This window comes from Synechococcus lacustris Maggiore-St4-Slac, from assembly GCF_024345595.1.
Lineage (GTDB): Bacteria > Cyanobacteriota > Cyanobacteriia > PCC-6307 > Cyanobiaceae > Synechococcus_D > Synechococcus_D lacustris.
In genome coordinates, this window is the sequence record NZ_JAGQBK010000011.1 from 12,761 (window position 1) to 24,832 (window position 12,072).

Below are 12,072 nucleotides of genomic sequence, written 5' to 3' on the forward strand. Positions count from 1 at the left end.
GATTAATCCAACGCAAAGGTGTCTTGCCAGCGTTCGCTATCGGCAAAATCGGGCTGTTCATTTTTTAGTAGTAGGGTATTGCCGATCACTAGGGCATCCATTTCAGTGCGCATAAAGCAACGGTAAGCATCTTCCGCTGTGCAAACAATTGGTTCACCGCGCACATTGAAACTGGTATTTACCAGCACTGGGCAGCCGCTGATTTTTTCAAAAGCTGTTATCAAGGCGTGGTACCTGGGGTTTGTATCGGCATGAACTGTTTGGACTCTGGCTGAATAATCTACATGGGTTATGGAAGGCAGGGAGGAGCGGGGTACATTTAATTTATCAATGCCAAATAAGTTTTCTTCTTTAGTTGTCATTTGGCGCCGGTGTTGGTTTCTTATGCCTGCCACCAGCAACATATAAGGGCTGCTTTGATCCGGTTCCAGCTCAAACCATTCACTTGCTTTTTCCGCTAAAACGGAAGGCGCAAATGGCCTGAAGCTTTCTCGATATTTAATTTTTAAGTTCATAACACTTTGCATTTTTGCAGATCTTGGATCGCCAAGGATTGAGCGGCCCCCAAGGGCCCTTGGGCCAAATTCCATCGGCCCTTGGCACCAGCCCACCACCTGTTCAGCCGCCAACAGTTTTGCCACTTCCGGTAGGAGTTCTTGATCCGCAAGTTCCCTGCCCACAGCGCCAAGCTCCCTTAAGGCGGCTGCGGTGCTGGCAGGGTTGAGCTTCGGGCCCAAGTAGCTGCCCCTCTGGCGATCGCGCAAACCGCTGGCGGCAATACTGGGTCGTGGTTGCTTTTCATGGCGATGCCAAACAGCAAGGGCAGCGCCAAGGGCACTGCCGGCATCACCGGCAGCTGGTTGAATCCAAATTTGTTTAAACGTTCCCTCCCGCAATAAACGGCCGTTAGCAACACAATTCAGGGCTACCCCGCCGGCTAAGCAGAGGTTTTGCAGGCCTGTTTCCGCCTGCAGGCTGCGGGCTAGTTGCAGCACTAGATCCTCAGTTACAAGCTGAATGGAGGCGGCTAAATCCATATGACGTTGCTCTAGGGGTGATTCAGGCGCCCGCGGCGGCGCTCCAAATAGTTTGTGAAATGGTTCAGCCGTCATTGTTAAACCACTGGCGTAATTGAAAAAGCGTTGGTTTAGGCGAAAACTGCCATCTGCTTTCACATCCAATAGTTGGCTGCGGATTTCATCTGCAAATATCGGCCTGCCATAGGGGGCAAGCCCCATTAATTTGTATTCACCGGAATTCACCTTGAAGCCGCAGTAATAGGTGAAGGCCGAATAAAGCAAGCCAAGGGAATGGGGGAAATCAAGCTGCCATAGAGATTTGAGTTCGGCACCTTCTCCCACCCAAGCCGAACCACAGGCCCATTCGCCAACGCCATCAAGGCAGAGCACTGCCGCTTGATCAAAGGGGCTTGGGTAATAGGCGGCAGCAGCATGGGCTTCATGGTGTTCGGTGAACAGCAGGGGCGGAAGCTGTTTTTCCTGGCAGCTAGCCAATTCCGCGAATTCACGCCGCAGCACACTTTTCAGGTAGAGCTTTTCTTTTAACCACACCGGCATCGCTTTTAAAAATGAGCGCAACCCCCGTGGAGCCGTAGCTAGGTAGGTTTCCAGCAACCTTTCAAACGTAAGTAGTGGTTTTTCGTAGAACACCACCCGATCGATGCTGGTGAGGGCAATGCCTTCTTCTTCCAGGCACCAGCGGATGGCGTTGCTTGGAAAGGCAGGGTCGTGTTTGATGCGGCTAAAGCGTTCCTCTTGGGCGGCGCAGCGAATTTCACCATCCACCACTAGGGCAGCGGCACTATCGTGGTAGTAAGCCGAGAGGCCAAGGATTTTCATTGCTTTTGATTCTGACAGTGCTGCGGGCTGGTATCCAGGGGGATCGCCCCTTGGGCCAGCAGCACCAGCCGGATTGTTTTCAGCAGTATCAATCCATCTAAAAGAGGATTGCCATTGCGCAGGTAGTAGAGGTCGTAGCTGAGCTTGGCCCTGGCATCCTCAAGGCTGGCGCCATAGGGATAACACACCTGGGCCCAACCGCTCAGGCCAGGCCGCAGCCAATGCCGCAGCCTGTAGTGGGGAATAGCCCGTTCCAATTCCTCCTCAAATTCAGGCCGTTCAGGCCGAGGCCCAATCAGGCTCATGTCGCCCCTCAGCACTGCCCATAGTTGTGGTAGTTCATCAATTCGAGTGCGCCGTAACCAGTGCCCTAGCGGGGTGATACGGCCATCGCCGCGGCTTGCCCAACGGGCACCATGCTGCTCAGCGTTTGGGCGCATGCTGCGTAATTTGGCGATTGTGAATTTTTGGCCATATAAACCTGAACGCACCTGGCGATAGAGCACAGGTCCACCGTCTTGCAGTTTGATTAGCAGGCCTGCCATTAACAGCAGTGGTGCTGCCAGCAGCAGCAAGCTGCCAGCTACCACCACATCAGCGCTGCGTTTCAAGCGCCAAATAAATCGCCCCGGTTGCAACTGAAAGCCATCCCCTAGCAGCAGCGTTTGGCGGCAAAATAAATCCGGTGGTACCCGTTGCAATTGGGCTTCACACCATCCAACCAAGCTGATGCATGGCAAACCCTGGCTGCGGGCAAACATCAACTCAGATAGTTTCTCCAGGCTTAAGGAAAGATTCTCGCTAAGCGCTACCCCCTGAAATGCGTTCAAACCATCGGCTTGGCATTGCTCTAATTGGCTGAGGCTCCAAATTTGCGCCTGTGGCTGCTTTAAAAATCCTTGCAGCACCTGTTCTTCCCTGCTATCCACCACCAGCAGCCAAGGTTGTTTGGGCTTTTGGTTGTGTAACAGCAGCCTTTGACCTAACCATGAGGCCAGGCCAGCAAGCACTAAAAAAGGAATTTGCTGGCTGCGCAACCCCGTAACTGTTACCTGGAGCCCCAGCAACCACGACCCCCCTAAAACAGTTGTTAGCAGCAACAGGATCAACAGCAGCAACAACAATCCCTGATAGCGCTCACCCCGTGGTTGCTCTGATGGTTTGGAGTAGCGGCCGATTAAATAGGAAAAGGCAAGCCAAAGCCCTAGATAACTGGGCACAGCAAGTCCCCCCTGGGGCCAATTGCCGTGGTGCCAGAAATAAACAAGGCCGTAGCTAAGCGGCACCATCAGGGCATCCCAGGCGGCTGATGCCAGCATCGGCAGCCTTTCTTGAAGCCATGGGGCCCGCAGTTGCATCAGCGTTGCTGGGCAAAAGCCGCTGGAAAATCGCAAGCAACTTGCCCTAATCCAGCCTTAAGAGGAATTGCCGCCTGCCAGCCAAGCTGATGCAGCCGGCTGCAATCAAGCAGTTTGCGGGGGCTGCCATCGGGTTTGCTGACATCCCATTCGATTTCACCATTGAAACCAATGCTGGTTGCAATTTGTGTTGCTAATTCTTTAATGCTGATTTCATCGCCACTGCCCACATTTAGAAATTGCAATGGGTTGCCTTGCCTATCTTTAGGGGCATCAGCTCTACTGGGATCCCAATAATTTAAACAAAAAAGTGATGCGGAAGCCAGATCATCCACATGCAGAAATTCACGCTTTGGTTTGCCGCTACCCCAACAGCAAACCCTTGGTGCTCCGCTTTGCTGCGCTTCATAAAATCTCCTCAGCAGCGCTGCCATCACATGGCTATGGCTGGGGTGATAGTTATCGCCAGGTCCATAAAGATTGGTTGGCATGAGGCTAATTGCATCAAAACCATGCTGCTGACGCAGGGCCGCGCAAAGCTTTATGCCAGCGATCTTGGCGATTGCATACCATTCATTATTTGCTTCTAAGGCACCTGTTAACAGCGCTTCTTCTTGGATCGGTTGCTCAGCAAATTTTGGATAAATGCAGCTGCTACCAAGAAATAACAATCGCCTTACGCCACTGCGCCAGGCGGTTTCAATTACATTATTTTGAATTTTTAGATTATCAAGTAAAAAATCAGCTGGATAACTATTATTAGCCAATATTCCGCCCACCCTGGCCGCTGCTAGCACCACCACTGTGGGTTTATTTTCTGTGAACCATTGCTGCACTGCTGCTACATCAAGCAGGTTTAATTCCGTCCTTGGGGCAGTGAGCAGATTTGTGTATTGGGCATTACTCAGGGCTCTACATATGGCGCCACCTGCCATGCCGCGATGGCCGGCGACAAAAATGCGATCGTTTTGATTAATTAAGGCCGGAGGGGGATTCATTCCTGGGCTGCCCCCACCACGGCAAAGCCCTTGCGGTGCAGATAGGCCTCTTTTTTTGCTTCCTCGCGGTCTGTTGAGATCATTTCCGCCACCAATTCCTCCAAGGTTGTGGTGGGTTGCCAGCCCAATCTCTGATGGGCCCTGCTGGGGTCTCCCAAAAGGGTTTCCACCTCAGCTGGCCTGAAATAGCGCGGATCAATGCGCACCACAACAGCGTCAGTGTCTGCGCGGCGGCCAACTTCCTCAAGGCCTTCCCCATCCCAGTTGATGGCTCCCCAACCCAATTCAGCGGCGCTGAGTTCAATAAAACGACGCACCGATTCCTGCCTACCTGTGGCGATTACAAAATCCTCCGGCTGCTCCTGTTGCAACATGCGCCATTGCATCTCCACATAGTCGCGGGCGTGGCCCCAATCCCTTAATGAATCGAGGTTACCCATGAATAAACATTGATCTAAACCTGCATCGATGCGGGCAAGGCCCCTAGTGATCTTGCGGGTAACAAAGGTTTCACCACGCCTTGGGCTTTCATGGTTAAAAAGAATGCCATTACAGCAATACATTCCATAGCTTTCGCGGTAATTAACCGTGATCCAATAGCCATAGAGCTTTGCCACGCCATAGGGGCTGCGGGGGTAGAAGGGGGTGGCTTCCGTTTGGGGTATTTGCTGCACTAAGCCATAGAGCTCACTGGTGCTGGCTTGATAGATGCGGGTTTTAGTGGTTAACCCCAGCAGCCGCACCGCCTCAAGGATGCGCAGGGTGCCAAGGCCATCGCAATTAGCTGTGTATTCCGGCTCCTCAAAGCTCACGGCCACATGGCTTTGGGCGCCGAGGTTGTAGATCTCATCGGGTTGCACCTGTTGAATGATGCGGGTGAGGTTGCTGCTGTCGGTGAGGTCGCCGTAGTGGAGCTTGAGGCGTGGATCAGGCTCGTGGGGATCTTGGTAAAGGTGATCAATCCTTTGGGTGTTGAAGCTGCTGGCCCGCCGTTTGATCCCATGCACTTCATAACCTTTTTGCAGCAGTAATTCCGCGAGATAGCTGCCGTCTTGGCCTGTAATACCCGTTATTAAAGCAATTTTGGGCGGCACTGTTCTTGAGTTGTGAGTAGTGCCCATCACTTTATGGGTGAGAATGCCGCCCATCGACCTCCACCCCATGCACACCCCAACCCCCCGCAAGATTTGCTGCATCGGGGCTGGCTATGTGGGTGGGCCCACCATGGCTGTGATTGCCGATCGCTGCCCTGGGATCCAGGTAACGGTGGTGGATCTAAATGAAGCGCGCATCGCCGCCTGGAACCACCCTGACCTCAGCAAACTGCCGGTTTATGAACCTGGTTTAGATGCGGTGGTGGGCAGGGCAAGGGGCCGCAATTTGCACTTCAGCAGCGCTGTTGATCAAGCGATCGCCAGTGCAGATATGGTGTTTCTATCGGTTAATACCCCAACAAAAAAGCGGGGGGTTGGGGCTGGCCAAGCTTCGGATTTGCGTTGGATTGAAGCCTGCACCCGCCAGGTGGCAGCAGCAGCTACCGGCCACACAATTGTGGTTGAAAAAAGCACCCTGCCAGTGCGCACGGCTGAAACCGTGGCGGCGATCCTGGCGGCGGCAGAACAGGACCCAGCCCTGCCGCAAAAAAGCTTTTCGGTGTTATCCAACCCTGAATTTTTGGCGGAGGGCACTGCGATTAGTGATCTGGAAAATCCCGATCGCGTGTTGATTGGTGGTAATGATCCCAGCGCCCTTGATGCCCTGGCGGCGATCTACGCCAATTGGGTGCCAGTGGAGCGAATTCTGCGCACAAACCTATGGAGTAGTGAATTATCAAAGCTCACTGCTAATGCTTTTCTGGCCCAAAGGATTTCATCGATTAATTCAATTGCGGCCCTCTGTGAAGCAACCGGCGCCGATGTGCGTGAAGTGGCCCGGGCGATTGGTAGCGATAGCCGCATCGGTGCCCGCTTTTTGCAAAGTGGGCCTGGATTTGGTGGCAGTTGCTTTCAAAAAGATATCCTCAATCTTGTGTATCTATGCGGTCACTACGGCCTCAAGGAAGTGGCCCACTACTGGCAGCAGGTGGTGGATCTCAATAATTGGCAGCAGCAGCGCATCGCCCAAATGGTGGTACAAAAATTATTTAATACCGTTACTGGTAAACGGATTGCAATGCTTGGTTTTGCCTTTAAGGCAAACACAAACGACACCCGTGAATCACCATCTATTTGTATTGCAAAACAGTTGCTAGATGAAGGAGCTCAGCTCGCAATTTTTGATCCAAAGGTAAGCCCAGATCAAATCAGCCTTGATCTAGGCCAACCCGCGGGATCGGGGGAGGCCAGTTGGAGGGAGGCATCGGATAGCCTTGATGCATGCCAAGGGGCCGATGCGGTTTTGATTCTCACCGAATGGGATCAGTTTCGAGAGCTCGATTGGCATGCTGTTGCAGCGTTGATGCGCAAACCCGCCTGGCTTTTTGACGCGCGAGCGATTGCCGATGCCAAGGCCGCAAGGGCCGCTGGTTTGCAGGTTTGGACCGTGGGGGAGGGCTGAGATGACAATGCGTCATTTAGTAACCGGTGGTGCAGGTTTTGTGGGTTCGCATTTAGTTGATAGGTTGATGGCCGCAGGTGAGGAAGTTATCTGTTTAGATAATTATTTCACCGGTAGGAAAGATAATATTCGCCAGTGGATCGGCCATCCGAACTTTGAATTGATTCGCCATGATGTAACTGAACCAATTCGCTTAGAGGTGGATCGTATTTGGCATTTGGCGTGCCCTGCTTCACCTGTGCATTATCAATTTAATCCAATAAAAACTGCTAAAACAAGTTTCCTTGGTACCTACAATATGCTCGGCCTAGCAAGGCGAGTTGGGGCAAGGTTGATGTTAGCTAGCACCAGTGAAGTGTATGGCGATCCCGAGGTGCATCCCCAGCCGGAAAGCTACCGCGGCTGTGTAAATACGATCGGCATTCGCAGTTGCTACGACGAAGGTAAGCGCATCGCCGAAACCCTATGTTTTGATTATCAACGGATGCATGGGGTGGAGATAAGAGTGGTGCGTATTTTTAATACCTACGGCCCCCGCATGCTAGAAAATGATGGAAGGGTAGTTAGTAATTTTATCGTGCAGGCCCTGCGGGGTGAACCATTAACCCTATATGGCGATGGTATGCAAACCCGTTCTTTTTGTTATGTGGATGATTTAGTGGAGGGCTTTTTGCGTTTGATGGAATGCTCCCATACGGGGCCAATAAATATTGGCAATCCAGGTGAATTCACGATTAAACAACTGGCTGAATTGGTGCGTGATCGCATTAATCCGCAATTGGACTTGGTATATCGCCCATTGCCCCAGGATGATCCAATGCAGCGCCAGCCCGTAATTGATTTAGCCCGTGAAGTATTGGCGTGGGAGCCCAAGGTTTCCTTGCAGGAGGGGTTAGAGCCAACCATTGCTGATTTTCGCCGCCGCGTGGCACCTAATTAACCGGCATCAAATAACTTTTTACCCTTAGCTGTTTTTCGTTGGCGGTGACGCCTTGCTTCCCTTGAAGTGAATTGACTAACAGTTGGGTTGCCATACACGCCATCCACATGGGCCACCTGTTCCCATAGGTCGCGGGGTGCCCATTTCACGGTGTGGGCAATTTTATCGTGGCGAATAACATGGCACCAACGGCTGCAGCCACATTCGCTGCAATACAACTGCTCAAGCCATTCATTACTGAGCACCAGCACCGGATAGGCCTGGATTATTAATTTTGCTTTAGTTGCCTTAATGCCTCGGATCACCAATTGCTCTGGGCTGAGCAGGTGTAGGAAGTACTTTTTGCCACCCCCCACTAAAAATTCATCCGGGTGGCTAGGGCAAAACAGCTCCCTCCGTTTCGGGCGGCTGCGTTGCCTGCCACCTTGCACTGCAGTTGTTGTCACTGGCTTTTAGGTTTAGGCCGAACCAACGCCCACATAGGCGCCATAGAAGAACAAGCCCACCACAAAAATCACGGCCATGCCGCCGGCGGTAGCCACCAGCCACAGGGGTAGGGGGCCTTCTGTCCAGCGGCTGCGCCATGGCACAGCCGGACGGCCATCGGGTAAACGATCTGGAACGCGACCGTCGGGAAGCGAAGACTTCTTGCTGCTCATGGCTAGGCCTCAGTTAAAGAAGTAGCTGGAAAAAAGCACACCGGTAACGAAAATGAACAGCAGCCCCAGGTAGAGGCTGGTGCGGTTCAGTTCAACCGGCAGGTTGTTTGGATTTGGATTGCGATCCATGGCTGGTGTTAGCGGCGGACGAATTGCATAGCAGCTAAGGCGCCCAGGAAAAAAACCGTGGGGATACCTAAGGCATGGAGCGAAAGCCAACGCACCGTAAAAATCGGATAGTTGCGGGGCGTGGTGGGGGAGGAGGTCATCGGCTTTAGTTCTTGAGGCGCAGATCAAGTTGGGATTTGCCCTCGAAGCGCTGGCTCACCACAGGGGCTTTTTGATCATTTGCTTGGAAATAGGCATCCGGCCGCGGGGTGCCGAAGGCGTCGTAGGCAAGGCCAGTGCTCACAAAAAGGAACCCTGCCAGGAAGATCGCCGGCAGTGTTACGGCGTGAATCACCCAGTAGCGGATGCTTGTAATGATTTCGAAGAACGGGCGTTCCCCGGTGGAACCGGCGGCCATCGCAACTCTCTTATCAGCTGAATAATCCTAAGGGTTGGGATCCGCTAGGGGGCGGAACAGTTACACAGTGTCAGCCGATCCAACGCAGCAAGGTGCCCCGTTCACCCAGGGCAAAGCCCTTGCCATCTTCTAAAAACAGCAAACGGGTGAAGTTGCTTGGTGTGGCAGCCCCCACCGCATCCCTTTGCCAATGGGCTCCACCGTCACTGCTTTGCAGAAGGGTGCCGCTGCCGCCACCGGTCCAAATCGTGCCGTTTGGATCCCAAGCCATATCCAAGTAGCCAAAGCCATTGGTGATCGGAATCACCGGCTTGCTCCAATCCTCTGGGTTGCTGCCATCGGGGTTAAAGCGCAGTTGGGCGCCGCGGGTAACCATCCACAGCTTGTTATCGGGTTGAAAACCCATCGTTTGCACCCTTTGGCTGCTCACCCGGTTGTGGGGTTGCCACACCTGATCGCCCGGGTTCCAGGTGGAAAAGAAATTGCCGAGGCCACTCACGCTCACATAGCTGCCCTCTGGGCTGCGGCGCAGATCGCGCACTGCTCCAGCTGCATCACTAACTTCCGCCTGCCAACTCTTGCCGCTATCGCTGCTGCGGTAGATCGCCCCCACATTGGTGGCCAGTTCTGCCTTGTTGCTGCCGATGGCGGTGATCAGATATGGATCGCCGGGCAGTTTTGTGTCCAGCAGCAGGCGATTCCAATTCTGGCCGCCGTCATTGCTATGCAGCAGCAAGCCCGGCTGGCCGGCAATCCAGCCCTCCTGGCCAAGAAAATCAATGCTGATCAGGCGGAAATTTTCCTCCGCCGGCAATTCCAAGGCCCTTTCTTCCCAACTGTTGCCACCGTCATTGGTTTCCATCACCAGGCGGTTGCTGCCCACTAAAAAACCGTGGTTGGCATCCGTGAAAGCCACATCCAAGGGATTTGCGCTTGTGCTGAGCGGCACCGTTTGCCACGGGCTGGAAGCTGCTGTGGCAAGGCCGGTGGTAACGCAACCGGTGGTGAGCAAGATCAATAAAACCGCGCTTAGCACTGGCTTAAGCAGGGCATTGAGCTTTTGACGCAGGAGGTTGGTCATGGTTTCGATTTCAGCGCAGGGAATAGAGGGAGAGGAAAAAAGCAACGGCCAAGGCAAACCCCCCAAAGATCAACACATTCTTCTGGCCTGGGGTGAGCGTATTAACGCCAAAGCCAAATTTGAGATTTTCCTCAAAGCCACTCGGCTTATTGCGGGGCCCGATGTCACGGAAGGCAGCCACTGGGCTGCGGCACACGGGGCAGCGAAAGCGGCGCGGATCAATCGCTGTAAAGGGTGTTCCCACCTCAATTCCTAGCTTTTTTACCCCCTCTTCTGGATCGTAAACAAAGCCACAGCTGCGGCATTCAAATCGATGGCTATCCGGGTTGCTTTCCTCCTCCGGTATTTGCGGAGTATCCAATTCAGGGGTATCCATTTCAGGTGTATCCATGGCAACGGCCCAGTGCTTAAGCCAACTCTATCCAGCCCATTGCAGCAGCAGCGGTGCCACACTGGTGCCATCAAAACTGAGTAGCCCCTCAGGCATGTTTGTTCTCCCTGGCTACGACGCCTTTTTGGGGTTTTTGCTGATAGCAGCGGCGGTGCCGGTGCTCGCCCTGGTTACCAACAAATTGGTGGCCCCTAAATCCCGCAGCGGTGAGCGCCTACTCACCTATGAATCGGGCATGGAGCCCGTTGGTGGCGCCTGGATTCAATTCAATATTCGCTACTACATGTTTGCGCTTGTGTTTGTGATATTCGATGTGGAAACCGTTTTTCTCTATCCCTGGGCGGTGGCCTTCCATCGCCTCGGCCTGCTTGCTTTCATCGAAGCATTGATTTTTATTGCCATATTGCTTGTGGCCCTAGCCTATGCCTGGCGCAAGGGCGCCCTTGAATGGAGCTGAGTGCCATGACTGAAACCACCCCTTCTATCGATGCCCTGCGCGACCTAAGGGCCGCCAGCTGTGGTCCCGTTGGTGCACCGGAAATCACCTCTGGCCTTTCAGAGAATGTGATCCTCACCAGCCTTGATGATCTGCATAATTGGGCCCGCCTCAGCAGCCTTTGGCCGCTGCTCTATGGCACCGCCTGCTGCTTCATTGAATTTGCCGCATTAATCGGCTCCAGATTCGATTTCGACCGTTTTGGTTTGGTACCCCGTTCCAGCCCCCGCCAGGCGGATTTAATCATCGTGGCCGGCACCGTAACGATGAAGATGGCCCCAGCTTTGGTGCGCCTTTATGAACAGATGCCCGAACCGAAATATGTGATTGCCATGGGTGCATGCACCATTACCGGAGGCATGTTTTCCGCTGACTCCACCACCGCTGTGCGGGGGGTAGACAAGCTGATCCCCGTTGATCTCTACCTGCCCGGTTGCCCGCCTCGGCCGGAGGCAATTTTTGATGCGGTGATCAAACTGCGCAAAAAAGTTGGCAATGAAGCCCTGCAGGAACGGGGCCGCCTATTGCCCACCCACCGCTATTACACCGTTGCCCATCGCATGACTGCGGTGGAGCCAATCATTGATGGCCGCTACTTGCGGGCCGAATCCCAAAAGCAGGCCCTGGCTGCTGCAGAGGCGATATCACCGCTCAATTTGAGCCCTGCCAAATCTGAAACCATTGCCCTTCCGCTTGAGTCATGACCGATTCCACCCCAGGCCCCCTGGCTGAATGGCTGCAGCAGCAGGGTTTTGACACTCAGCCATTGGCAAATGACCATCTCGGGATTGAACGCATTGGCGTTGAACCCCAAGCGTTGCCACTGGTGGCAACAGCACTAAAAAGCAAGGGTTTTGATTACCTCCAAGTGCAAGGCGCCTACGACGAAGGCCCCGGCGAAAATCTGGTTAGTTTTTATCACCTGGTGCAGGTGGGCAGCAGTGATGGCAATGGCACCACCGAGGTGCGGCTTGAGGTGAGCCTCCCCCGCAGCGGTGATCTCAGCGTTCCATCCCTTTATCCCCTCTATCGCGGTGCCGATTGGCAGGAGCGGGAATGCTTCGACATGTTTGGCATCACCTACAGCGGTCACCCCTTGCCCAAGCGTCTTTTGATGCCTGAAGATTGGGTTGGTTATCCCCTGCGCAAAGACTACGTTCAGCCCGATTTTTATGAATTACAAGACGCCCACTAATTAAATTTTTTTA

General features: G+C 53.6%; 16 protein-coding genes. 5 read left to right on the plus strand and 11 right to left on the minus strand.

What is annotated here, in order from left to right; genetic code table 11:
- Positions 1-2: 2 nt before the first annotated feature.
- From KBY68_RS08890 to gmd, 4 genes are read right to left on the minus strand one after another with little or no spacing between them, the layout of a single operon-like run.
- Positions 3-1,859, minus strand: coding sequence for a carbamoyltransferase family protein (locus tag KBY68_RS08890; protein ID WP_255096851.1), 1,857 nt, complete (start codon positions 1,857-1,859; stop codon positions 3-5).
- A complete protein-coding gene (locus tag KBY68_RS08895) occupies positions 1,856-3,217 on the minus strand; it encodes a sugar transferase (RefSeq protein WP_255096852.1) in 1,362 nt (453 codons plus the stop codon). Before KBY68_RS08895 ends, KBY68_RS08890 begins: the two co-directional genes overlap by 4 nt.
- On the minus strand, positions 3,217-4,215 hold the full coding sequence (locus KBY68_RS08900) for a GDP-L-fucose synthase family protein (RefSeq protein WP_255096853.1): 999 nt from the start codon (positions 4,213-4,215) through the stop codon (positions 3,217-3,219). Before KBY68_RS08900 ends, KBY68_RS08895 begins: the two co-directional genes overlap by 1 nt.
- Complete coding sequence (gmd, locus tag KBY68_RS08905) at positions 4,212-5,336, minus strand: GDP-mannose 4,6-dehydratase (RefSeq protein ID WP_255096890.1); 1,125 nt, start codon at positions 5,334-5,336, stop codon at positions 4,212-4,214. Before gmd ends, KBY68_RS08900 begins: the two co-directional genes overlap by 4 nt.
- Positions 5,337-5,376: 40 nt before the next feature.
- Between gmd and KBY68_RS08910 the strand changes: the two genes are divergently transcribed.
- Entirely contained in the window at positions 5,377-6,771 is a 1,395-nt protein-coding gene (locus KBY68_RS08910; RefSeq protein ID WP_255096854.1) for a nucleotide sugar dehydrogenase, read from the plus strand.
- A gap of 1 nt (position 6,772) precedes the next feature.
- Positions 6,773-7,711, plus strand: coding sequence for a UDP-glucuronic acid decarboxylase family protein (locus KBY68_RS08915; protein WP_106500673.1), 939 nt, complete (start codon positions 6,773-6,775; stop codon positions 7,709-7,711).
- Here the strand turns inward: KBY68_RS08915 and KBY68_RS08920 are convergent.
- From KBY68_RS08920 to KBY68_RS08950, 7 genes are all read right to left on the minus strand, one after another.
- The gene (locus KBY68_RS08920; protein ID WP_255096855.1) at positions 7,708-8,157 is read right to left on the minus strand and encodes a hypothetical protein; all 450 of its coding nucleotides are present in this window, start codon (positions 8,155-8,157) and stop codon (positions 7,708-7,710) included. The two genes, KBY68_RS08915 and KBY68_RS08920, sit on opposite strands and share 4 nt — an antisense overlap.
- Before the next feature lie 12 nt (positions 8,158-8,169).
- Complete coding sequence (locus KBY68_RS08925) at positions 8,170-8,370, minus strand: photosystem II reaction center protein J (protein ID WP_106500675.1); 201 nt, start codon at positions 8,368-8,370, stop codon at positions 8,170-8,172.
- 9 nt (positions 8,371-8,379) lie between these two features.
- Positions 8,380-8,499: a photosystem II reaction center protein PsbL gene (locus KBY68_RS08930; RefSeq protein WP_106500676.1), complete on the minus strand. Its 120-nt coding sequence runs from the start codon at positions 8,497-8,499 to the stop codon at positions 8,380-8,382.
- An 8-nt stretch (positions 8,500-8,507) separates the two neighbouring features.
- Positions 8,508-8,639 carry a cytochrome b559 subunit beta gene (gene psbF, locus KBY68_RS08935; RefSeq protein ID WP_106500677.1) on the minus strand — a complete coding sequence of 44 codons (132 nt, stop codon included), beginning with the start codon at positions 8,637-8,639 and terminating at the stop codon, positions 8,508-8,510.
- A 5-nt stretch (positions 8,640-8,644) separates the two neighbouring features.
- Entirely contained in the window at positions 8,645-8,896 is a 252-nt protein-coding gene (gene psbE / locus KBY68_RS08940) for a cytochrome b559 subunit alpha (RefSeq protein ID WP_106500678.1), read from the minus strand.
- Between the two features lie 70 nt (positions 8,897-8,966).
- On the minus strand, positions 8,967-9,977 hold the full coding sequence (locus KBY68_RS08945; RefSeq protein WP_255096856.1) for a photosynthesis system II assembly factor Ycf48: 1,011 nt from the start codon (positions 9,975-9,977) through the stop codon (positions 8,967-8,969).
- A 10-nt stretch (positions 9,978-9,987) separates the two neighbouring features.
- Complete coding sequence (locus KBY68_RS08950) at positions 9,988-10,353, minus strand: rubredoxin (RefSeq protein ID WP_255096891.1); 366 nt, start codon at positions 10,351-10,353, stop codon at positions 9,988-9,990.
- A 109-nt stretch (positions 10,354-10,462) separates the two neighbouring features.
- Between KBY68_RS08950 and KBY68_RS08955 the strand changes: the two genes are divergently transcribed.
- The 3 genes from KBY68_RS08955 to KBY68_RS08965 are packed head-to-tail and all read left to right on the plus strand — an operon-like array spanning position 10,463 to position 12,059.
- Positions 10,463-10,825 carry an NAD(P)H-quinone oxidoreductase subunit 3 gene (locus tag KBY68_RS08955; protein ID WP_106500242.1) on the plus strand — a complete coding sequence of 121 codons (363 nt, stop codon included), beginning with the start codon at positions 10,463-10,465 and terminating at the stop codon, positions 10,823-10,825.
- A gap of 5 nt (positions 10,826-10,830) precedes the next feature.
- A complete protein-coding gene (gene nuoB, locus KBY68_RS08960) occupies positions 10,831-11,568 on the plus strand; it encodes an NADH-quinone oxidoreductase subunit NuoB (protein ID WP_255096857.1) in 738 nt (245 codons plus the stop codon).
- Positions 11,565-12,059: an NAD(P)H-quinone oxidoreductase subunit J gene (locus tag KBY68_RS08965; protein ID WP_255096858.1), complete on the plus strand. Its 495-nt coding sequence runs from the start codon at positions 11,565-11,567 to the stop codon at positions 12,057-12,059. The genes nuoB and KBY68_RS08965 overlap by 4 nt, the downstream gene beginning before the upstream one ends.
- Positions 12,060-12,072 lie beyond the last annotated feature (13 nt).